Source organism: Streptomyces sp. NPDC017936 (assembly GCF_044328485.1).
Lineage (GTDB): Bacteria > Actinomycetota > Actinomycetes > Streptomycetales > Streptomycetaceae > Streptomyces.
In genome coordinates this window covers 1-21,150 of record NZ_JBIRHK010000020.1, presented here as the reverse complement: position 1 = coordinate 21,150, position 21,150 = coordinate 1, and the positions used below count along the sequence as shown (strand labels likewise).

The 21,150-nt window shown below is 73.8% G+C and carries 22 protein-coding genes; 8 read left to right on the top strand and 14 right to left on the bottom strand.

Going from position 1 to position 21,150, the window contains the following annotated elements; all coding sequences use genetic code 11:
- Positions 1-40: 40 nt before the first annotated feature.
- Positions 41-1,318: a thymidine phosphorylase gene (locus ACH4F6_RS33130; RefSeq protein ID WP_397964065.1), complete on the top strand. Its 1,278-nt coding sequence runs from the start codon at positions 41-43 to the stop codon at positions 1,316-1,318.
- A gap of 162 nt (positions 1,319-1,480) precedes the next feature.
- Here the strand turns inward: ACH4F6_RS33130 and ACH4F6_RS33125 are convergent, their stop codons facing one another.
- Both ACH4F6_RS33125 and ACH4F6_RS33120 read right to left on the bottom strand, forming a co-directional pair.
- The gene (locus ACH4F6_RS33125) at positions 1,481-2,653 is read right to left on the bottom strand and encodes a GDSL-type esterase/lipase family protein (protein WP_397964192.1); all 1,173 of its coding nucleotides are present in this window, start codon (positions 2,651-2,653) and stop codon (positions 1,481-1,483) included.
- Positions 2,654-2,755: 102 nt separating this feature from the next.
- A complete protein-coding gene (locus ACH4F6_RS33120) occupies positions 2,756-3,394 on the bottom strand; it encodes a TetR/AcrR family transcriptional regulator (protein ID WP_397964064.1) in 639 nt (212 codons plus the stop codon).
- Between the two features lie 98 nt (positions 3,395-3,492).
- Here ACH4F6_RS33120 and ACH4F6_RS33115 point away from each other — a divergent pair, with 98 nt between their 5' ends.
- The gene (locus ACH4F6_RS33115) at positions 3,493-3,879 is read left to right on the top strand and encodes an STAS domain-containing protein (protein ID WP_397964063.1); all 387 of its coding nucleotides are present in this window, start codon (positions 3,493-3,495) and stop codon (positions 3,877-3,879) included.
- On the opposite strand, the gene ACH4F6_RS33110 is transcribed toward ACH4F6_RS33115, so the two are convergent.
- Both ACH4F6_RS33110 and ACH4F6_RS33105 read right to left on the bottom strand, forming a co-directional pair.
- The gene (locus ACH4F6_RS33110) at positions 3,763-4,779 is read right to left on the bottom strand and encodes a sigma-70 family RNA polymerase sigma factor (protein ID WP_397964062.1); all 1,017 of its coding nucleotides are present in this window, start codon (positions 4,777-4,779) and stop codon (positions 3,763-3,765) included. The genes ACH4F6_RS33115 and ACH4F6_RS33110 overlap by 117 nt on opposite strands.
- 280 nt (positions 4,780-5,059) lie before the next feature.
- Positions 5,060-6,352, bottom strand: coding sequence for an MFS transporter (locus ACH4F6_RS33105; RefSeq protein ID WP_397964061.1), 1,293 nt, complete (start codon positions 6,350-6,352; stop codon positions 5,060-5,062).
- A gap of 62 nt (positions 6,353-6,414) precedes the next feature.
- Between ACH4F6_RS33105 and ACH4F6_RS33100 the strand changes: the two genes are divergently transcribed.
- The gene (locus tag ACH4F6_RS33100) at positions 6,415-7,368 is read left to right on the top strand and encodes a LysR family transcriptional regulator (protein WP_397964060.1); all 954 of its coding nucleotides are present in this window, start codon (positions 6,415-6,417) and stop codon (positions 7,366-7,368) included.
- Positions 7,369-7,480: 112 nt separating this feature from the next.
- Here ACH4F6_RS33100 and ACH4F6_RS33095 read toward each other — a convergent pair whose 3' ends face one another.
- A complete protein-coding gene (locus tag ACH4F6_RS33095) occupies positions 7,481-8,242 on the bottom strand; it encodes an alpha/beta hydrolase (protein ID WP_397964059.1) in 762 nt (253 codons plus the stop codon).
- A 113-nt stretch (positions 8,243-8,355) separates the two neighbouring features.
- Between ACH4F6_RS33095 and ACH4F6_RS33090 the strand changes: the two genes are divergently transcribed.
- The gene (locus tag ACH4F6_RS33090; RefSeq protein ID WP_397964058.1) at positions 8,356-9,519 is read left to right on the top strand and encodes an adenosine deaminase; all 1,164 of its coding nucleotides are present in this window, start codon (positions 8,356-8,358) and stop codon (positions 9,517-9,519) included.
- Between the two features lie 134 nt (positions 9,520-9,653).
- Entirely contained in the window at positions 9,654-10,010 is a 357-nt protein-coding gene (locus tag ACH4F6_RS33085; RefSeq protein WP_397964057.1) for an ATP-binding protein, read from the top strand.
- 88 nt (positions 10,011-10,098) lie between these two features.
- On the opposite strand, the gene ACH4F6_RS33080 is transcribed toward ACH4F6_RS33085, so the two are convergent.
- The 5 genes from ACH4F6_RS33080 to afsQ1 form a co-directional block, all read right to left on the bottom strand.
- Complete coding sequence (locus ACH4F6_RS33080) at positions 10,099-10,302, bottom strand: PspC domain-containing protein (RefSeq protein WP_397964056.1); 204 nt, start codon at positions 10,300-10,302, stop codon at positions 10,099-10,101.
- Between the two features lie 95 nt (positions 10,303-10,397).
- Positions 10,398-10,949, bottom strand: a complete 552-nt coding sequence (locus ACH4F6_RS33075) for a VanZ family protein (protein ID WP_397964055.1) — start codon at positions 10,947-10,949, stop codon at positions 10,398-10,400.
- Positions 10,950-11,097: 148 nt separating this feature from the next.
- Complete coding sequence (locus tag ACH4F6_RS33070; RefSeq protein WP_397964054.1) at positions 11,098-11,724, bottom strand: hypothetical protein; 627 nt, start codon at positions 11,722-11,724, stop codon at positions 11,098-11,100.
- A complete protein-coding gene (locus tag ACH4F6_RS33065; RefSeq protein WP_397964053.1) occupies positions 11,721-13,280 on the bottom strand; it encodes an ATP-binding protein in 1,560 nt (519 codons plus the stop codon). The genes ACH4F6_RS33070 and ACH4F6_RS33065 overlap by 4 nt, the downstream gene beginning before the upstream one ends.
- Entirely contained in the window at positions 13,277-13,954 is a 678-nt protein-coding gene (gene afsQ1, locus ACH4F6_RS33060) for a two-component system response regulator AfsQ1 (protein ID WP_322725081.1), read from the bottom strand. Before afsQ1 ends, ACH4F6_RS33065 begins: the two co-directional genes overlap by 4 nt.
- A 327-nt stretch (positions 13,955-14,281) precedes the next feature.
- On the opposite strand from afsQ1, the gene ACH4F6_RS33055 reads away from it, so the two are divergent.
- On the top strand, positions 14,282-15,058 hold the full coding sequence (locus ACH4F6_RS33055) for a SigE family RNA polymerase sigma factor (protein ID WP_397964191.1): 777 nt from the start codon (positions 14,282-14,284) through the stop codon (positions 15,056-15,058).
- A gap of 291 nt (positions 15,059-15,349) precedes the next feature.
- Here ACH4F6_RS33055 and ACH4F6_RS33050 read toward each other — a convergent pair whose 3' ends face one another.
- Positions 15,350-16,057, bottom strand: a complete 708-nt coding sequence (locus ACH4F6_RS33050; RefSeq protein WP_397964052.1) for a uridine kinase — start codon at positions 16,055-16,057, stop codon at positions 15,350-15,352.
- Between the two features lie 59 nt (positions 16,058-16,116).
- Between ACH4F6_RS33050 and ACH4F6_RS33045 the strand changes: the two genes are divergently transcribed.
- On the top strand, positions 16,117-16,524 hold the full coding sequence (locus tag ACH4F6_RS33045; protein ID WP_397964051.1) for a hypothetical protein: 408 nt from the start codon (positions 16,117-16,119) through the stop codon (positions 16,522-16,524).
- A 72-nt stretch (positions 16,525-16,596) separates the two neighbouring features.
- Here ACH4F6_RS33045 and ACH4F6_RS33040 read toward each other — a convergent pair whose 3' ends face one another.
- The 3 genes from ACH4F6_RS33040 to deoC are packed head-to-tail and all read right to left on the bottom strand — an operon-like array spanning position 16,597 to position 19,881.
- Positions 16,597-17,484: an aldehyde dehydrogenase family protein gene (locus tag ACH4F6_RS33040; protein ID WP_397964050.1), complete on the bottom strand. Its 888-nt coding sequence runs from the start codon at positions 17,482-17,484 to the stop codon at positions 16,597-16,599.
- Positions 17,477-18,913 (bottom strand): aldehyde dehydrogenase family protein, encoded by a 1,437-nt coding sequence (locus ACH4F6_RS33035; protein WP_397964049.1) that lies wholly within the window; start codon positions 18,911-18,913, stop codon positions 17,477-17,479. The genes ACH4F6_RS33040 and ACH4F6_RS33035 overlap by 8 nt, the downstream gene beginning before the upstream one ends.
- Positions 18,914-18,918: 5 nt before the next feature.
- Entirely contained in the window at positions 18,919-19,881 is a 963-nt protein-coding gene (deoC, locus tag ACH4F6_RS33030) for a deoxyribose-phosphate aldolase (RefSeq protein ID WP_397964190.1), read from the bottom strand.
- A 394-nt stretch (positions 19,882-20,275) separates the two neighbouring features.
- On the opposite strand from deoC, the gene ACH4F6_RS33025 reads away from it, so the two are divergent.
- On the top strand, positions 20,276-21,004 hold the full coding sequence (locus ACH4F6_RS33025; RefSeq protein ID WP_397964048.1) for a PH domain-containing protein: 729 nt from the start codon (positions 20,276-20,278) through the stop codon (positions 21,002-21,004).
- Positions 21,005-21,150 lie beyond the last annotated feature (146 nt).

Genomic DNA, 21,150 nt, shown 5'->3' with positions numbered 1-21,150 from the left:
TCTGGACTGTCTTCTGCACCTCGGAAGGAAAGCCATGGCCATGGACGCCATCTCCGTCATTCGCACCAAGCGGGACCGCGGTGAGCTCAGCGACGAGCAGATCGACTGGGTCATCGACGCGTACACCCGCGGCGAGGTCGCCGACGAGCAGATGTCCTCGCTCGCCATGGCGATCCTGCTCAACGGCATGAACCGCCGGGAGATCGCCCGCTGGACGGCCGCGATGATCGCCTCCGGCGAGCGCATGGACTTCTCGTCCCTGTCCCGCCCGACCGCCGACAAGCACTCGACGGGCGGCGTCGGCGACAAGATCACGCTCCCGCTGGCGCCGCTGGTCGCCGCCTGCGGCGCGGCCGTCCCGCAGCTCTCCGGCCGCGGCCTCGGCCACACCGGCGGCACGCTCGACAAGCTGGAGTCCGTCCCCGGCTGGCGCGCCCTGCTCTCCAACGAGGAGATGCTGCACGTGCTGGACACCACCGGCGCGGTGATCTGCGCGGCGGGTGACGGCCTCGCCCCCGCCGACAAGAAGCTGTACGCCCTGCGGGACGTCACCGGCACGGTCGAGGCGATCCCGCTGATCGCCTCCTCGATCATGTCCAAGAAGATCGCCGAGGGCACCGGCTCGCTGGTCCTGGACGTCAAGGTCGGCACCGGCGCCTTCATGAAGACGATCGAGGACGCGCGCGAACTGGCGTCGACGATGGTGGGCCTCGGCACCGACCACGGCGTGCGGACCGTCGCCCTCCTCACGGACATGTCGACCCCGCTGGGCCTGACCGCGGGCAACGCCCTCGAGGTCCGCGAGTCGGTGGAGGTCCTGGCGGGCGGCGGCCCGGCGGACGTCGTCGAGCTGACCCTCGCGCTCGCCCGCGAGATGCTCGACGCGGCCGGCGTGAAGGACGCCGACCCGGCGAAGGCCCTCGCCGACGGCTCCGCGATGGACGTCTGGCGCCGCATGATCGCGGCCCAGGGCGGCGACCCCGACGCCCCCCTGCCGACCTCCCGGGAGCAGCACGTCGTCAAGGCCCCCGCCACGGGCGTCCTGACCCGCCTCGACGCCTACGACGTCGGCATCGCCGCCTGGCGTCTCGGCGCGGGCCGCGCCCGCAAGGAGGACCCGGTGCAGGCGGCGGCGGGCGTCGAGCTCCACGCCAAGCCGGGCGACACGGTCACCGAGGGCCAGCCCCTCCTGACCCTCCACACCGACACCCCGGACCGCTTCGCCTACGCCCTCCAGGCGGTGGAGGGCTCGTACGACATCGCCGCGGCGGGCACGCCGTACACGGCGTCGCCGGTGGTGCTGGAGCGCATCGCCTGACGGCGCCTCGTGGCGCGGGCCGGTCCGTCCGGCCCGTCCCGGGGCGCCCCCTCCGGGGGGAAGCGCGAGGACGAGGCCCGTTCGCCGGCAGGGGGCCGGGGGCGGCAGCCCCGGAAGGGGAAGGGCACGGGCGGCGGGGGCGCGAGAACCGCCCGCCGCTCCTCACCCGAAGGCGCCCCCCTCGGCGAACGCCAGCGCGGCGAACCGCTCGCCCATGCGCCGGTGCGTGGCGGCGTCCGGATGGAGCTGGTCCGGCAGGGGCAGTTCCTCCACGTCGTCCTCCCCGTACAGCTCACGCCCGTCGAGGTAGTGCAGAGCCGGGTCCTCGGCGGCCCGCTGGGCCACGATCCGGGCCAGCTCGTCCCGGATGACCCGCAGGGTCAGCTTCCCGCCCGCCACCTCCGCCGGATCGCCCATCGGCACGAACCGCAGCCGCCCGCCGCCGAGACCGCCGAGGTCCGGGGCGCTGGGCCCGGGCGTGTCCTCGTGCATGGGGCAGAGGATCGGCGAGACGACCAGCAGCGGTGTCGTGGGGTGACCCTCGCGGATGGTGTCGAGGAAGCCGTGCACGGCGGGTGTGAAGGCACGCAGCCGCATCAGGTCGGCGTTGACCAGGTTGATGCCGATCTTGACGCTGATCAGGTCGGCGGGGGTGTCCCGCAGGACGCGGGCGGTGAACGGGTCGAGCACGGCGCTGCCGCCCAGCCCCAGATTGATCAGCTCCACGCCGCCCAGGGAGGCCGCGAGGGCGGGCCAGACGGCGGTGGGGCTCGCGGCGTCGGAACCGTGGCTGATGGAGCTGCCGTGGTGCAGCCACACCCTGCGCCCGGCGTCCGGCGCGGGTTCGACGGGGGCGTCGGTGCGCAGGGCGACGAGCTCGGTCGTCTCGTTGTGCGGCAGCCAGATCTCGATGTCCTTGGCGCCCTCGGGCAGGTCGGTGAAGCGGAGGGTGCCGGGCCGGCCGGGCCGGTGCTCGGTGGTCCCGTCGGTCAGGTCGACGATGAGGGTGTGGCCGCCGGTCACGGTGGCCTGGGCGGTCAGCCTCCCGTCGACGACCAGGTCGTACACGCCGTCGGGGCGGGGCGGGGCGCCCACGTACTGCCTCTTGGTGGGGAGCGTGTCCAGCTCGACGGCGGTGGCCCGGGTGCGGAAGGCCAGCCGGACGCCGGAGGGCTGGGACTCGGCCGACGCGAGCTGTGCGTCGGCGCACTGGGCGCGGGCGGCGGCGGGCAGCCGGTGCGGCAGGATGCCGTGCTCGGTGCGCTCGACCTCCAGGGCGCCGCGCAGGAGGCCGGCGGTGAGGGGGGTGGTGATCCAGGCGGACTGGGGGTCCATGGGACGCATGGCCTTTCCCGGTAGGCGGACGACGGACGGCGGACGACGGGAGCCGGACGCGCTCGGCAACCCCTGCGCCTTTCAAGAACCCACTGCGCGCGCTCAGGAACCTGCCACGGGCCCCGAAGATCCCGCCACGGATCCCGAAGCACCCGCCACGGATCCCGGAGGGCCGTCGGCGGGCCAGTTCCGCAGCAGTGAGTCGAGGGCGTCCAGGATCCGGGACCACGACTCCTGGGAGTCGGGGGCGCTGTGGCTGAAGCCGCCGGCCAGTTCGAGGTCGACGTAGCCGTGGAAGACGCTGCCCAGCAGGCGGACCGCATGGGTCCGGTCCGGTTCCGCGAGGTCGTAGCCGCGCAGGACGGCCCGGGTCATGCCGGAGTGCCGGGGACCCGCGCTCGCCGCGGCGGCCGCCGGGTCGAGCGGGTACCGGGCGGCCGCGTAGCGGCCGGGGTGTTCGCGGGCGTAGTCGCGGTAGACGTCGGCCAGGGCGGCCAGGGCGTCCTTGCCCGCCCGCCCGGCCAGCGCGGCGGACCCGCGGTCGGCCAGCTCCTCCAGGGCGAGCAGGGCGATCCGGGTCTTGAGGTCCCGGGAGTTCCTGACGTGCGAGTACAGGCTCGCGACCTTGACGTCGAACCGGCGGGCCAGCGCCGAGACGGTGACCTGCTCGAAGCCCGCCTCGTCGGCCAGCTCCGCCCCCGCCCGGACGAGACGTTCGGTCGTCAGCCCCACGCGCGCCATGGATGCCTCCAGCGTCCTTTCGGCTGTTACTGAAGACGAGTATGCATCTGCCTAAAGCTTTTAGGCAAAGAGGTGATGGTGCTATCCAGAGGGTGGCGATGAGTTACCCCGCCCCGCCGGGTCTACCGCTCGTGGACGCGACGACACCCCCCGTGCTCGCCCTGACCGGCCCCGTCACCCGGGACCGGGTGGCGGGACTCTGCGACGACCTGCGGGCGCTGCTGGAGGGCGGCGGGGCCGGGGTGGTGGTGTGCGACGCCGCCGGGATCGGGCCGCCGGGGCTCATGGCGGTCGAACTGCTGGCCCAGCTCCGGCTGACCGCCCGCCGGGCCGGGGGACGCGTGCTGCTGCGCGACCCCGCCCCCGCGCTATGCGCCCTGCTGGACCTCGTCGGCCTCCGCTTCGAGGTGGAGGGGGAGACCGAAGAGGGGGAACCAGCGGGCGGTGTCGAGGAAGAAGTGGAACCCGGTGAGGCCGCCGTCTGAGATCTCCAGGACCTGGATCGCCCACGGTGTGAACCCGCCGGCCTCGGGGTCCGGTTTGTACTGGGCGAAGCCCGGCAGGCCGTTGACCTGGACCGGCAGCAGGCGGGAGCCCGCGCAGGCCGAGCCGAGCGTGGTCATGAAGCCCGTGATGTCGTCGTGGCCCGTCAGCCACAGGTCGAACGGCGGCATCGTCATGACCGCGTCCTCGTGCAGGAGCGCCGTCAGCGCCGTCATGTCGTAGCCCTCGAAGGCGGCGACGTAGCGCTCCAGGAGCTTTCGCTGCTCCTCGTCCAACGGGTCCGACACGGCCGCCTCGGCGCCCCTGTCCCGCTGCTCGGCGAGGGTCGCGCGGGCCCGCTGGAGCGCGCTGTTGACCGAGGCGACCGTGGTGCCGAGCAGCTCGGCGACCTCGCTCGCCCGCCACGCCAGCACCTCGCGCAGGATCAGCACCGCCCGCTGCTTGGGCGGCAGCTGCTGGAGCGCGGCCATGAAGGCCAGCCGCACCGACTCCTTGGCGACGGCCGCCTCGGCCGGGTCCTCGACCGCGGGCAGCACGCGCGCGTCCGGCACCGGCTCCAGCCAGGTGTCGTCCGGGCGGGGGGAGAGGGCGGCCCGGGCGAGCGGGGTGGACTCCGACAGGTCCACCGGCCGGGCGCGCCTGGTGCTCGCGGACAGCATGTCCAGGCACACGTTCGTCGCGATGCGGTAGAGCCACGAGCGGAGGCTGGAACGGCCCTCGAACTTGTCGTAGCTCCGCCAGGCGCGCACCAGGGTGTCCTGCACCGCGTCCTCGGCCTCGAAGGAGGAGCCGAGCATCCGGTAGCAGTACCCGGTCAGCTCGACCCGGTGCTTCTCCAGCCTCGCGTCGAGGTCGTCCAGCGTCGCCGTACCGTCGGTCATCGTCGTCCACCCGCCCCTGGGGCCGTCCTGTCGCGCGCCTGTGCGCCCAGCACTTCGGAAGCTACCGCAGCCCACTGACAACGGCCCGCCGCGCCGCCGAAGGCCCTCGTCGGACCGGCTGTCCCCGCGCGGACGGGCGGATGCGGGGCGGCTCCCGGCGCGGCCCGCCGCGCCGCGCCCGCCATGGGCGCACCCCCCGTCCGGGCCGGTCCCGGCCGCCGGAGCCGGCGACCGCTGACGACCGGACCCGGACAGGGGGTGCGCGGGGGAGCGGGAGGTCTCAGTGCGCGGCCGCCGGGCGCCGTGCCGCGAGGCGCGCCGCCCGCGTGCCGAACACCGTGATCGTCACGACGCCGAGCACCGCGAGGACGCCCATGCCGACCGTGCCGGCCCAGCCGCCCGCGTGGAAGGCCGCCGCGCCGGCCGTGCTGCCCGCGCTGGAGCCGATGTAGTACGCGGACTGGTAGAGCGCCGAGGCCTGCGCGCGGCCGGTGGTCGCCGTCCTGCTGACCGCCGAGGAGGCCACCGCGTGGCCCGCGAAGAAGCCCGACGTGATCAGCACCAGGCCCAGCAGGACCAGGGGCAGGGAGTCCGCCAGGGAGAGCAGCAGCCCCGCCGCGGTGGTGCCGCCGGCCAGGTAGAGCGCGCCGCGCCGGCCCAGGCGTCCGACCAGCCGGCCCGCCGTCGACGCCGACACCGTGCCCACCAGGTAGACCAGGAAGATCGAGCCCACGATGCCCTGCGGGAGCGAGAACGGCTCCTCCGTCAGGCGGTATCCGATCACCGTGTACACGCCGCCGAAGACCGTCATGAACAGCGCGCCGATCGCGTACAGGCGGCGCAGCAGCGGGTCGGCGAGGTGGTCGCGGACCGTGCGGGCGAGGACCCGGGGGCGCAGCGAGCCCGGGGCGAAGTGCCGCGGCGCCGGCAGCAGCAGGCGGAAGGCCACCGCGCAGGCCACCGCGACCGCGCCGATCACGCCGACGGCGACCCGCCAGCCCCACTCCTGCGCGACCCAGCCGGTGATGACCCGGCCGCTCATCCCGCCGACGCTGTTGCCCGCCACGAACAGGCCGATCGCCGTGACCAGGGCCCTCGGCCGGACCTCCTCCGCCAGGTAGGCGGTGGCGGAGGCGGGCAGCCCGGCCAGGGCGGCGCCCTGGACGCCGCGCAGCACGACCAGCGCGCCCAGCGACGGGGCGAACGGCACGAGCAGGCCGACGCCCACCGCGACCGCCAGCGAGGCCGTCATCACCGCACGGCGGCCGTAGCGCTCCGACAGGGCGCTCATCGGCAGGACGAACAGCGCCAGCCCGCCGGTCGCCGCCGCCACCGTCCAGCTCGCCTCGCTCGCCGCGACCCCGAACTCGCCGGAGATCAGCGGCAGGAGCGCCTGGGTGGAGTACAGCAGGGCGAAGGTCGCCACCCCGGCCAGGAAGAGGGCGAAGCTCATCCGGCGGTAGCCGGGGCCGCCGGGGGCCATGCGGGAGTCGTGGGACGGGACGCGGGGAGCGGCGGAGGCGGTCGGTTCGGCGCCCACGGTGGTGGACGCCCCGGTACTGGCGGGAGACATGCCTCGAACCTACGGACGCCCCGCTCATCCGTCCAATGCACGGAATCGGCATAATCGTTCCCATGGTGCATCAGCAGAGGTCGCAGGGGCGGCTGTCACCGTCCAGTGACACAGAAGACATCGTCACCCTGCTCGCCCCGCGGCTCGCGTACTTCGCGGGCGTCGCCCGCACCGAGCACGTCACGCGGGCCGCTCAGGAGATGCAGGTCCCGCAGTCCACGCTCTCCCGGGCCATGGTCCGCCTGGAACAGGACCTGGGCGTCGACCTGTTCGCCCGGCACGGCCGGACCGTCTCGCTCACCCCCGCCGGACGCGCCTTCCTCACCTCCGTGGAGCGCGCCCTCGCCGAGATCGAGAAGGCCGCCGACGCGGTGCGCGCCGACGCCGACGCGGCCACCGGCAAGGTCGCCTTCGGCTTCCTGCACACCATGGGCGCCGAGACCGTGCCCGGCCTGATCCACGCCTTCCGCGCCGACCACCCCCGCGTCCGCTTCAGCCTCGTGCAGAACTACGGCGAGGCCATGCTGGGGCGGCTGCGGGCCGGCGAACTCGACCTCTGCCTGACCTCACCGGTCCCGGACGCCCCCGACCTCGTGGCCCGCCGCCTCGACGAGCAGAAGCTGCGTCTGGTCGTCCCCGCCGACCACCGCCTCGCCGCCCGCAGACGGGTCCGCCTCGCCGAGGCCGCCGACGAGACCTTCGTGACCCTGGAACCCGGCTACGGCCTGCGCCGCATCACCGACGACCTCTGCCAGGAGGCGGGCTTCCGGCCGCGGGTGGCCTTCGAGGGCGAGGAGGCGGAGACCCTGCGCGGCCTGGTGGCGGCGGGACTGGGCGTCGCCCTGCTGCCCCCGCCCGCCGTGCCCCGGCCGGGGGTGGTGGAGCTGACGGTGACGGCCCCGAGGGCGGTCCGGGAGATCGGCGTGGCCTGGCTGGACGGCCATCCGGACACCCCTCCGGTCGCCGCCTTCAAGAAGTTCCTGCTGTCGAGAAGGGGCAACCTGCTGCCGACGTGAGGGCGGCGGACCCGAGGGGCGCGGGGCCGGGTCGGCACGCGGCTCCGCCGCGTGGGGGGCGACGACCGGCCGCGGCCGACCCGCACCCCGAAGACGCCCGCACCCCCGGTCGTCAACGCCGCAGCGACCGGCCGAACCCCGCGGCCAGCGGCATCCGCAGCCCCAGCGGCGGAGGCGCCGCCAAGGCGTCCTGCACCGGCCGCGAGAACCGTCGCCCGGACAGCACCCCCCGCACGAAGTCCTCGGCCAGGCAGAGGACTTCCTCCCGGTACTGGTGCAGCCCGTGCCCGTCGGAGTGCACCTCGAACCGGCACACCTCCCGGTTCACCTTCTTCGCCCGCGCCGCCAGCCGGAAGGACAGCTCCGGATCGGTGCGCTCGTCGTTCGTGCCGTGCACGATCAGCACCCGCCGCCCGACCAACTGCTTCACCGGTTCGGGTGGCACCGCCATGTCCTCCTCCGGCAGCCAGGGGGCGACCGCCAGCACGGAGTTGACGGCCTCGTGACCGCCCGCGCGCAGGGCGGCCCGCCCGCCCATGCCGACACCGGCCAGACACACCGGGACGTCCCCGTAACGCCGTACGGCCTCGTCGGCGGCCCAGGCGGCGTCGGCCGCGAGATGGGCCTCGACGCCGTTCCAGCCGCGGTAGCGGTAGCGCACGACGTGGACGGCCAGTCCGTCCTGCCGTCCCGTACGGGCGAGTGCGCGGCCGAGGGCGCGGACCGGGCCGTTCGTCCACAGGGCGGGGGGCCTGCGGTCGGAGACCTCCTCGCCGCCCGGGAGCAGCAGCACCACGCCGCTCACCGTCTCCGGCTCCGGTCCGATCGCCTTCCCCAGCCTGGCCGTTCGCACCGGCGTCACTTGCTGTCCCATGACAGAACAGTGTCAGAAACGGCGCTGTACTCCACCCGTCCGTGCGGTCACCGTTACGTATCGACGAAGCGGCGCACCGCGCTGTCTACGCGCGTAGGAGTTAGAGTGCGGAAATGACGAGCCAGACCATGCGAAGCGGCGTCACCCCGGACCCGGACCAGATCCGCCGGGCGCCCAAGGTTCTGCTGCACGACCATCTCGACGGCGGGCTGCGCCCCGGCACGATCGTCGACCTCGCCGGGGAGACCGGCTACTCCCGGCTCCCCGAGACCGACCCCGACAAGCTCGGCATCTGGTTCCGGGAGGCCGCCGACTCCGGTTCCCTGGAACGGTACTTGGAGACCTTCTCGCACACGGTCGGCGTCATGCAGACCCGCGGGGCCCTGGTGCGCGTCGCCCGTGAGTGCGCCCAGGACCTCGCCGCCGACGGTGTCGTCTACGCCGAGATCCGCTACGCGCCCGAGCAGCACCTGGAGGGCGGACTGAGCCTCGAAGAGGTCGTCGAGGCCGTCAACGAGGGCTTCCGCGAGGGGGAACGGCTCGCCCGGGAGGCCGGCCAGCGCATCCGGGTCGGCGCCCTCCTCACCGCCATGCGGCACGCGGCCCGCGCCCTGGAGATCGCCGAACTCGCCAACCGCTACCGCGACCTGGGCGTGGTCGGCTTCGACATCGCCGGCGCGGAGGCCGGGTACCCGCCCACCCGGCACCTCGACGCCTTCGAGTACCTCAAGCGGGAGAACAACCACTTCACCATCCACGCCGGCGAGGCCTTCGGGCTGCCGTCCATCTGGCAGGCGCTCCAGTGGTGCGGCGCCGACCGGCTCGGGCACGGCGTGCGCATCATCGACGACATCGAGGTCGCCGAGGACGGCTCGGTGAAGCTCGGACGACTGGCCTCGTACGTCCGGGACAAGCGCATCCCGCTGGAGATGTGCCCCAGTTCCAACCTCCAGACGGGGGCGGCCGCCTCCTACGCCGAGCACCCGATCGGGCTGCTGCGCCGGCTGCACTTCCGCGCCACGGTCAACACCGACAACCGGCTGATGTCCGGGACGAGCATGAGCCGGGAGTTCGAGCACCTGGTCGACGCGTTCGGCTACACGCTCGACGACCTCCAGTGGTTCTCGGTCAATGCCATGAAGTCGGCATTCATTCCTTTCGATGAACGACTGGCCATGATCAATGACGTGATCAAGCCCGGATACGCGGAACTGAAATCCGAATGGCTGTTCCAGCAGACCGCCTCGACCAGCGGTTCCGTGACCACGGAAGAGTGAAACCCCGGTATTTCCGGCGGTGACGTGCGAGGGGGTCTTCACGGGCCGTCCGCATTTCGATGTTTGCGGCGGACGCCTTTCCGTGTTTACGGTCGTGGACCGCTCAGTTCCCCGTATTCGAGGACGCATTCATCATGAAGCAGTCTGCTGCCAAGACCCTCGGCGTCGCCGCCCTCGGTGCCGCCTTCGCCGCCGCCGGTGCGGGCGCCGCCAACGCCGCCCCGGCCGTCCCGGACGCCACCCAGGTCCTCGGGGGCGTCGCCCGGACGCTGCCGGCGGAGAACGTCACCCAGGAGCTGCCGGGGGCCGGTGAGGCGCTGGCGCAGGCCCGGCCGGCGGTGGGCACCGCCCTGGCCGCCGCGCAGCCGGCCACCGAGCAGGCGCTCGCGGAGGGCCCGACCAAGCCGGTCGCCGGACTGCTCGGCGGTCTGCCGGTCGGGCAGGGACTGCCCACGCACGGGCTGCCGGTCAACGGGCTCCCGCTGGGCTGACCCCCGGGCCCTCGTACGCCGTCGGGCGCATCCGGTCGGACCGGATGCGCCCGACGGCGTTTCCCGTGCGGTGCGGTGCCCGCGGGGCTCACCAGGCCGTGCGGGCCTCGTCCTCGGCCGGCAGGAAGATCCACAGGGCTATGTAGAGCAGGAACTGCGGGCCCGGCAGCAGGCACGAGAGCAGGAAGATCACGCGCATCGTCGTCGCGGAGGTGCCGAAGCGCCGGGCCAGCGCGGCGCACACTCCGCCGATCATGCGGCCGTGGGTGGGGCGGGCGAGGCTGCTGGACATCTGCGGCTCCTTCGTGGGCGTCGGTCCGAGGCGGCCTCCGACGGCCGCCTCGTCTGTCTTCGACGCTACGCGGACGAAGGGGAGGAAACGTCGCTCTACGGGGCGATCCCGACCCTGGGAATCGTCGGGGTCCGTCCCTGAGCCGGCTCCTCCTGGCGGTCCGCACGGTGGTCGCGGAGCTCGCTGCGGTGGCGCAGACGGGCGCGGACCGCCGGGACCACCGCCGCGTGCGCCAGGGCCACTCCGACGGTGCTCAGCAGGATCGAGTCGACGTCGGCCACCTGGCCCGGCACCCCGGTCTGCAGCAGCTCGACGGCCAGCGACAGCAGGGCGCCCACCGTGACCGTGCGGACCAGGGAGGCGAGCGGTGAGACGCGGAGCCTGCCGTGGGCCAGCGGGAGGAGGACGCCCAGGGGCGCCAGCAGCCCGAGCTCCGCGCCGATCCGCCGCACGGCCTCCGGCCCGCCCAGCGTCAGATCGGCCCGGATGCCGGCGAACGGGCGCAGGTTGGCGGGCATCACCCAGGGGACGTCCAGGGGGCGCAGCGCGAACCAGGCGACGAACACGAGGTGGGCGACCAGGAGGACACTCCCGATCACACGGACGCGGAACGCGGCGCTGCCGCCGATGGAGCCTTGACGCTGCACGTCCCCCTAGACGCGGCCCACCGCACGATCGGTTCCGCACCCCGCCGACCCGCCCGCACCGCACCCGGGGCCGGGACACCCGCACCCCCGCCGGGCCGTGGGCGTGTCCCGCGTGCCCGGCCGCCGCCGGTGGTCCGTCAGCTGTCCGTCAGCTGCCGGTGACCTCCGTCGACGGGGGCTCGGCGGTGCCCGGGCGGGAGCGGACCTCGTCCGTGCACCGGTAGCGGCGGGGCCGGTCGGCGCCGGGACCGCCCAGGACCACCGAGCCGTCGCCCTCGGCCGCCGCCGAGTCGGAGAAGGTGCACACGAGCTGGGCCAGGGCGTACGAGGTGAGGTCGCCGGGGGAGGTGCTCAGGCGCAGGGTGTCGTCCGGGTCCTCGGCGGCCGGGCCGCTCACCGTCATGCCGCCGCGCACGTCCGTGGTGTAGCCGGCCTCCTTCTCGGTGGCCGACGGGGACTCCGCGAGTTCGTCCAGCAGGCCCTGGGCGACCAGCACGCGCCGCTCGGAGTCCGCCGCGCCGTCCGGGACCGGGACCGTGCGGTCCACGGCGACCAGGGAGGAACCGCACAGCAGGAACACCCGCACCGGCACTCCGCGCGAGGTCTGGGTGGTGATGCTCGGCTCGGTCAGCGAGCAGCGGACCCGGGAGGGGGCGGGGCCGAAGTCGGTCGGCACCTCCGTCGCCCGGATCCCGCAGCCGGCCAGCACCGCCGCGAGGAGCGGGAGGGCGAGGAGACGGCGCGGGCGGCGGACGGGCATGGCGTGTGCGGTCATCGGGAGTCCCCCTCGTCCTTCTTCTCGCCCCGCTCCGCCAGCTCCGAGACGTCCCGGGGCAGGCGCAGGGTGAAGACCGCGCCCGACTCGGGGGAGTTGGCGGCGGTGATCTCGCCGCCGTGGATGTGGGCGTTCTCCAGGGCGATGGACAGGCCCAGGCCGCTGCCCTCGGAGCGGGGGCGGGAGGCGCTCGCCTTGTAGAAGCGGTCGAAGACGTGGGGCAGGACGTCCTCGGGGATGCCGGGACCGTGGTCGCGGACGGCGATGACCACCTCGTCGGCCGTCTCCCGCACGGACACCCGCACCGGCGAGCCGCCGTGCTTGAGGGCGTTGCCGATGAGGTTGGCGAGGATCACGTCCAGGCGGCGCGGGTCGAGGCGGGCGTGGATGCCGCGCTCGGCGTCCAGGTCGACGGCGTCCAGCCAGGCGCGCGCGTCGATGCAGGCGGTGATCTGGTCGGCGACGTCGACGTCGTCCAGCACCAGACGGGCCGTGCCGGCGTCGAAGCGGGTGACCTCCATCAGGTTCTCGACGAGGTCGTTCAGCCGCCGGGTCTCGGAGACCACCAGGCGCACCGCGGGTTCGATCATCGGGTCGATGCCGCCCGACTCCGCGTCCAGCTCCTCCTCCAGCACCTCCGTGACGGCGGTGATCGCGGTGAGGGGCGTGCGCAGTTCGTGGCTCATGTCCGCGACGAAGCGGCGGGACGCCTCGTCCCGGGCCGCCATGTCCGCGACCCGCTTCTCGAGGGCCTCGGCCGTCCGGTTGAACGTCCGTGACAGGTCGGCCAGCTCGTCCGTCCCGGAGACCAGCAGCCGGGTGTCCAGCTTGCCCTCGCCGAGCCGGCGGGCGGCGACACCGAGCCGGTGCACCGGCTTCAGCACGGTCGTGGCCGCCGCCTGCGCGAGGAGCGCCGCGCCTATCAGCGCCAGACCGGTGGCGATGCCCAGGGACCAGGCCAGCGAGTTGAGGTCCTTGGCCTCCGGCTCCAGCGACTTGCGCATGTAGCCGGTCGGCCCGCCCCCGATCACCTTCGTCCCGGCCACCAGGTACGGCGTGCCGTGGTCGACCACCCGCTGCCAGTACAGGTGGTAGGGCGACTTGTTGCCGGCGGTCGTGTCCTGCTCCCTGTTCACCGCCGTGCGCAGCGACTTGGGCACGTCGTCCAGCGAGAAGCCGTTCAGCCCGCCCGAGTTGCCGTACACGGTCCTGCCGTCGGCGCCCTCGGCGACCAGCAGCACGCTGAAGCGCTGGCTGCTGTTGGCCATCTGGCCGGCCGTGTGCTGGAGCTCGTCCTGCGACGGGTGCTCGGGCAGCGCGCCCGCCCGGTTCTGCATCTCCTGCTCGAAGTCCCGCAGGACCGCGCCCTGGGTGCGGGTCAGCACGGCCTCGCGGTTGAGCCAGTACGCGATGCCGGACGCGGATACGGCGGCGGTCAGCGCCACCAGCCCGAAGACCAGGACGAGCCGCAGTCTCAGGCTGGTGAAGCGCAGCCGTGAAAGATGTCCCTTGCGCGCCGCGGACCAGCCGCGGACCCCCCCTTGCCCCGGTGTCACTGAGGGGTGTCCAGGCGGTAGCCGACTCCGCGCACGGTACGGATCAGGGTGGGCGACGACGGCACGTCCTCGACCTTGGCCCGCAGGCGCTGGACACACGCGTCCACCAGCCGCGAGTCGCCGAGGTAGTCGTGCTCCCACACCAGGCGCAGCAGCTGCTGCCGGGACAGCGCCTGACCGGGGCGCCGGCTCAGTTCGAGCAGCAGCCGCAGCTCGGTCGGGGTGAGCTGGAGGTCCTCGCCGTTCTTGGTCACCGTCATCGCCGCGCGGTCGATGACGAGGCTGCCGAAGGTCGCCGAGTCGTTCGACTCGCGTTCCCCGCGCCGCAGCACGGCCCGGATCCGGGCGTCCAGCACCCGCCCCTGCACCGGTTTGACGACGTAGTCGTCGGCGCCGGACTCCAGCCCGACGACCACGTCGATGTCGTCGCTGCGCGCGGTGAGCAGGATGATCGGCAGCTGGTCGGTGCGCCGGATCCGCCGGCACACCTCGAAGCCGTCGATACCGGGCAGCATCACGTCCAGCACGATCAGATCCGGCCGCTGTTCGCGCAGCAGCTTCAGACCGTCCTCACCGCTCGCAGCGGTCGCCACGCGGTGTCCCTGGCGCGTCAGTGAGAGCTCCAGGGCCGTACGGATGGCGTCGTCGTCCTCGATCAGCAACAGGGAAGGCACGGGCTCATTCTGGCCCATGGAGGCGCTGTCGTTCGACCCGTGGGCCGGGGCCCGGTGCTCAAGTCCGTGGTTTCCGCGCCGCGCGCCGCGCGCGGGGGGCTCCGGGGCCCTCCCCGGAACGCCGTCCGCGGCCGGGGCGGACGGCGTACCGCCGACCTCTGTGAACGGGCTGTCGTGCCGCCGTGACGGACCCCTGTGACAGGTCTGTGACAGTCGACGGACACGGCGATGAAGTGGCCCGGGCAAGCTTTTCGGCACAGGCAAGGCAGTACGCCGGGCCGAACGGAACGAACCGGGACACCGGAAGTCCACGACGGGGGGCGCATGATGAACACGCTGCACGGCCTCAGCACCAGCGCAGTGGTCACGCGCCTGCACGACGTGCACCGGGGTCACGAGAAGTCCGGTGCCGACGGGGGGTCCTCCCGCACGAGCGTGTGCGAGCGCGGGGGAGCACGGGGGGCCGCCCGTGGCGCCGGGCGTCAGCACACCGCCTTCATGACGGTGGTCGACGCGCACACGGGGGAAGGGGCTCACGGGGGAGCCGCGTACGGGGAGGACACGGGGGAGCGTCGCTCGCTGACGGAGGCGGAGTTCACCGCCTACGTCCAGGAGCGCCGCGCCTCCCTGTACGCCACGGCCTACCACCTCACCGGTGACCGCTTCGAGGCCGAGGACCTGCTGCAGAGCGCGCTGTTCTCGACCTACCGGGCCTGGGACCGGATCAGCGACAAGGCCGCGGTCGGCGGATACCTCCGCCGCACCATGACCAACCTGCACATCAGCGCGTGGCGCCGCCGCAAGCTGAACGAGTACCCGACCGAGGAACTGCCGGAGACGGCCGGCGACACGGACGCGATGCGCGGCACCGAGCTGCGCGCGGTCCTGTGGCAGGCGCTGGCCCGGCTGCCCGAACTCCAGCGGACGATGCTGGTCCTGCGGTACTACGAGGGCCGCACCGACCCGGAGATCGCGGACATCCTCGGCATCAGTGTCGGCACGGTGAAGTCCAGCATCTGGCGGTCGCTCCGCCGGCTGCGCGAGGACGAGGTCCTCAGCTTCGGCCGTGACGAGGAGGACGCCTTCGGCGAGCTCGTCGCCTGAGGTGCACGGGGGAGCCGGCTCCGTTCAGGGAAGCCGGCGAACGGGGGAAACACGGGGGAGCGGTACCGGGGGGACCCGACGGGGGACGTACGGGGGAGCGGTACCGCACCTTCACGGGGGAAGCACCACCGGGGGGACACGGGGGAGCACCACGGAAGCGGGGCTGGAGGGCCGGGGGGTCCGTCCGGTCCCGCTTCTGCACGTCCGCCCGTCAGGCGTCCGTGCGCCCGTCGGGCGTCCGCCGGGCATCCACAGACTCGTCATACGGCGAGCCAGGCGTCCGTACGCGCGTCAGACGGCCGTCCGCGCCGTCGTGGCGCGCGGGCCCGCGGCGGCGGCCGCCAGCCGGCCCAGCGCCTCGTCGCGGTCGCAGGCGTACGCGCCGAGCGCGGTCTGCCGGGCCACGATGGACCGCTCGGCGCGCATCAGGCGCCAGCCGCGGCGCAGCAGGAACGGGACCGACTTGCGGCCCTCCTTCAGGTCGCGCAGGAAACGGCGGCGGAAGGTGGTCACCGGGCCGCGGCTCAGGCACAGCGCGTCGGCCAGCACCCCCAGGTCCCGGCAGCGGCCGACGATCTCGGCGGCGAAGATGCCCTCGGCGATGAACAGCGGGGTCCGCCCGATCTCGACCGTCTCCTCGCCGGTGCGGGCGCTGAGCGCGATGTCGTAGACGGGGACCTTCGTACGACCCGTGCGGCACAGGTCGGTGATGGCGGCGATCGCCGTGTCCGCGTCCCACGAGCCGGGGTGGTCCCAGTCGATGTCGGAGCTCCCGGCCACCTGCGGCAGCGTCGGGTCGTCGCACTCCTTGTAGAAGTCGTCGAGCCGCAGCACCGGCAGACCGGAGCGGGCGGCGAGGAGGGACTTGCCGGAGCCGGAGGGGCCGCAGAGCAGCACGACTCGCGCGGTGACGGGCGGTTGGGAACTCACGGGACACCAGTGTGCGGCATCCGCGGGGCCCGCAACGACCCCGCGGACCGGCTTTGATGCGTGCGTCACACCTCAACTACCCTTCGTGTCGAACCGATCACCCCGAGCAGCAGAAAGTGGGCAGCGCGATGGCCCGACACGACTCCCCCCACACCACGGCCGGCCGGCGTGCCCTGGTCGCCCTCGCCACGGCGGGGGTGGCCCTGGGCGCGGGCGCCGGGACGGCGGCGGCCGCCGGGACCGCACCGGTCCTGGACGGGACGCGCACGCGCCCCGCGTCGCCCGGCGAGGTCGACCCCCGGGCCGGCCTCCAGGCGCTCACCGGCACCGTCGGACACGCCACCGGCCCCGTGGCGGGCCTCAAGCCCAACCCGCTCGCCGGCACCGGCGCCGACCCGCTCGACAACGGCGTCGGCACCCAGGTCGCCGACTTCCGGCCGGTCGCCTCGCGGACGCTGACGGGGCCGGTGGCGCAGGCGGAGTCGGTCGGGGCGATCCCGGTGGCGGGGCGGGCGACGGGGCTGCTGGGCGGCTGATCCGCGCACGGACGCGGCGGGCCGCGCCCCTCCGGACGGAGAGGGGCGCGGCCCGCCGGCCGTGACGGGTCGTCAGTACGACGAGCCCGACGCGCCCAGCGACCCCGTCGGGTGCCAGACCGTCTTCGTCTCCAGGAACGCCGTCATGCGGTCGGTGCCGGGGGTCGCGGACCAGTCGTCCACAGGCTGTGGACGCAGGACGCGCTTCAGGTTGTCCGCGGCCGCGACCTCCAGCTCCTTCGCCAGGACGTCGTCGGCGCCCGCGAGGTCGATCGCGTTGACGTCCTGGTGGGCGGCGAGCGGCGCCGCGATCTCCGCCGTACGGCCGGAGAGGACGTTGACGACACCGCCGGGGACGTCGGAGGTGGCCAGGACCTCGGCCAGGGACAGGGCGGGCAGCGGGGACTTCTCGGAGGCCACCACGACCGCCGTGTTGCCCGTGGCGATCACCGGGGCGACCACCGAGACCAGGCCCAGGAGGGACGACTCCTGCGGGGCCAGGACGGCCACCACGCCCGTCGGTTCGGGCGAGGACAGGTTGAAGAACGGACCCGCGACCGGGTTGCCGCCACCGATCACCTGGGCGATCTTGTCGGTCCAGCCCGCGTACCAGACCCAGCGGTCGATCGCCGCCTCGACCTGCTCGGCGGCCTGGGACTTGGACAGGCCCTCGGCGTCGGCGACCTCGTGGACGAACTGTCCCCTGCGGCCCTCCAGCATCTCGGCCACGCGGTAGAGGACCTGGCCGCGGTTGTACGCCGTCGCGCCGGACCAGCCGCCGAACGCCTTGCGGGCGGCGACGACCGCGTCACGGGCGTCCTTGCGGGAGGACCGCGGTGCGTTCGCCAGCCACTTGCCCTTTGCGTCGGTCACCTCGTACACCCGGCCGCTCTCGGAACGCGGGAACTTCCCGCCGACGTACAGCTTGTAGGTCTTGAAGACAGTCAAGCGCTCAGACATCGAGGTACGCCTCCAGGCCGTGGCGGCCGCCCTCGCGGCCGAAGCCCGACTCCTTGTAGCCGCCGAACGGCGAGGTCGGGTCGAACTTGTTGAACGTGTTGGACCAGACGACGCCGGCCCGGAGCTTGTTCGCCACCGCGAGGATGCGGGAGCCCTTCTCCGTCCAGATGCCCGCCGACAGGCCGTACGGGGTGTTGTTGGCCTTGGCGACGGCCTCGTCCGGGGTGCGGAAGGTGAGGACCGACAGGACGGGGCCGAAGATCTCGTCGCGGGCCACGGTGTGCGCCTGGGTGACGTTCGTGAAGAGCGTCGGGGCGAACCAGTAGCCGGCGGACGGGAGCTCGCAGGCCGGGGACCAGCGCTCGGCGCCCTCCGCCTCGCCCTGCTCGGCGAGCGCGGTGATGCGGGCGAGCTGCTCGGCGGAGTTGATCGCGCCGATGTCGGTGTTCTTGTCCAGCGGGTCGCCGAGGCGGAGCGTGGACAGGCGGCGCTTGAGGGAGTCCAGCAGCTCGTCGTGGACCGACTCCTGGACCAGCAGGCGGGAGCCCGCGCAGCAGACCTGGCCCTGGTTGAAGAAGATGCCGTTGACGATGCCCTCGACGGCCTGGTCGACGGGCGCGTCGTCGAAGACGATGTTGGCGCCCTTGCCGCCCAGTTCGAGGGTGAGCTTCTTGCGGGTGCCCGCGACCGTGCGGGCGATCTCCTTGCCGACGGCGGTGGAGCCGGTGAAGGCCACCTTGTTCACGTCGGGGTGGGCGACGAGCGCGGCGCCCGCGTCGCCGTAGCCGGGGAGGATGTTGACGACACCCTTGGGCAGGCCCGCCTGGCGGCAGACGTCCGCGAAGAACAGGGCCGACAGGGGGGTGGTCTCGGCGGGCTTGAGGACGACCGTGTTGCCGGTCGCCAGCGCCGGGGCGATCTTCCAGGCCAGCATCAGCAGCGGGAAGTTCCAGGGGATGACCTGGCCGGCGACGCCGAGGGGCTTCGGGTCCGCGCCGAACCCGGCGTGGCCGAGCTTGTCCGCCCAGCCCGCGTAGTAGAAGAAGTGCGCGGCGACCAGCGGGAGGTCGGCGTCGCGGGTCTCCCTGATGGGCTTGCCGTTGTCCAGGGTCTCCAGGACGGCCAGCTCACGGCTGCGCTCCTGGACGATGCGGGCGATGCGGAAGAGGTACTTCGCGCGCTCGGAGCCGGGGAGCGCCGACCACTTCTCGAACGCCTTGCGGGCGGCCCTCACGGCGCGGTCGACGTCCTCGGCGCCGGCCTGCGCGACCTCGGAGAGGACCTCCTCCGTCGACGGCGACACCGTCTTGAAGACCCTGCCGTCGGCCGCCTCCACGAACTCGCCGTCGATGAAGAGGCCGTAGGAAGGGGCGATCTCGACGACCGAGCGGGACTCGGGCGCCGGTGCGTACTCGAATGCGGAAGCCATGTCGATCAGTCCACCGTCACGTAGTCGGGGCCGGAGTAGCGGCCGGTGGCCAGCTTCTGACGCTGCATCAGCAGATCGTTCAGGAGCGAGGAGGCGCCGAAGCGGAACCAGTGGTTGTCCAGCCAGTCCTCGCCCACGGTCTCGTTGACCAGGACCAGGAACTTGACGGCGTCCTTGGAGGTGCGGATGCCGCCGGCCGGCTTCACGCCGACCTGCACCCCGGTCTGCGCCCGGAAGTCGCGGACGGCTTCCAGCATGAGGAGCGTGTTCGCGGGGGTCGCGTTGACGGCCACCTTGCCGGTGGAGGTCTTGATGAAGTCGGCGCCGGCCATCATGCCGAGCCAGCTGGCGCGGCGGATGTTGTCGTACGTCGACAGCTCGCCCGTCTCGAAGATGACCTTCAGCCGGGCGGACGTGCCGCAGGCCTCCCGCACGGCGACGATCTCGTCGTACACCTTCAGGTAGCGGCCGGCGAGGAAGGCCCCGCGGTCGATGACCATGTCGATCTCGTCGGCGCCCGCGGCGACGGCGTCGCGGACGTCGGCGAGCTTCACCTCCAGGGCGGCGCGGCCGGCCGGGAAGGCGGTGGCGACGGAGGCGACCTTCACACCGGAGCCCGCGACGGCCTCCTTGGCGGCGGCGACCATGTCGGGATAGACGCAGACCGCCGCGGTCGCGGGCGTCGTCCGGTCGGTCGGGTCGGGGTGGACCGCCTTCGCGCCGAGCGCCCGGACCTTGCCCGGGGTGTCCGCGCCTTCCAGCGTCGTCAGGTCGACCATGGAGATGGCGAGGTCGATGGCGTACGCCTTGGCGGTCGTCTTGATGGAACGGGTCCCGAGGGACGCGGCGCGTGCCTCCAGGCCGACCGCGTCGACGCCGGGCAGCCCGTGGAGGAAGCGGCGCAACGTGCTGTCGGACGTGGTGACGTCCGCGAGGGCGCTCGCCGCGGTGGGTGCATTGGTGGGCATGGTCACCAGACGAGCATATCTACGCGCGTAGCGGCTGTACACCCCGGAGGACGGCTCCTTCGTCGGGCGGGGGGCGGAGGGGGTGTCGGGCGGGGGGCGGAGGGGGTGTCGGGCGGGGGTGCCGGGCGGGGGTTGCCGGAGGGGGGGCAGGCGGGGGTGTTGGGCGGGAGGGCCGGAGGGGAGCGGGCGGGGGTGTCGGGCGGAGGTGCAGGGCGGGGCGGGGCGCGGCTTCCGGGCGGTGGGGGTTGGTGCGCCGTCGTGCGGGTGCGGGTGCGGGTGCGGGTGCGAGGTGGTCGGGGGTGCGGGTGCGGGTGCGGGTGCGAGGTGGTCGGGGGCGCGGTGCGGGTGCGGGGTCGTCGGGGCCGTGGCGCGGGCGTGGGGCACAATCGGGGCCATGACGAGCCCGGAAGACCAGTCGCCAGCGCCGCAGCCCCCGGCCCCCGAGCCCAGGGACCGCATCTACCGGTCGCCCGCGGGCATGGCCGGCGGCGTGCTGCTGCTCGGGCTCGTCGGCTGGCTCGGCATCGACGCGATCGTCGCGGGGGACGGCCGGACGCCGTGGCTGGCGCTCGCGACGCTGATCCTGCTGGTGCCGCTGATCGTCGCCTTCACGCTGCGCCCCGCCGTGTTCGCCGGCCAGGACCGGCTGCGGGTGCGCAACCCGCTCCGGGTGGTCGTGCTGCCCTGGGGGCAGGTCGCCTCCCTGCGGGCCGGCTACTCGAACGAGGTCGTCGCCGCGAGCGGCAAGAAGTACCAGCTCTGGTCGATCCCGGTGTCGTTGCGGGCGCGGAAGAAGGCGGCCCGGCGGGAGGCGCGGGCCGCGTCGGAGCGCGCGGCCGAGCGGCAGGGCCGGGGCGGCCGGGGCTCCGACGGGCTCGGGTTCGGCGGTCTCGGCGGTTTCGGGGGCGGGGCGTCCGCGCGCGGGCGCTCCGAGGGCGGGGTGCCGGACGGGCCCGTGCGGGCCGAGAGCGACAAGATCATGCTCGAGCTGCGCGAGCTGTGGGAGGCCCGGGAGAAGGCGGAGAGCGCCCAGGGCGAGGTGACCGTGCGGTGGGCCTGGGAGATCGTGGGGCCGGCGGTCGCCGGGGCCGTGGTGCTGGGGATCCTGCTGGCCGTGGGCTGAGGCAGGTCCGTTCCGCGGAGGGCGCCTGCGGGTGGGTGCCTGCGGGTGGGCGGCTTCCGGTGGGTGCCTGCGGGTGGGGGGTGGGTCGGGGTCGTGGGGGGGGGGGGGGGCCCCCCCCCGGGGGGGGGGGGGGGGGCGGCGGGCAC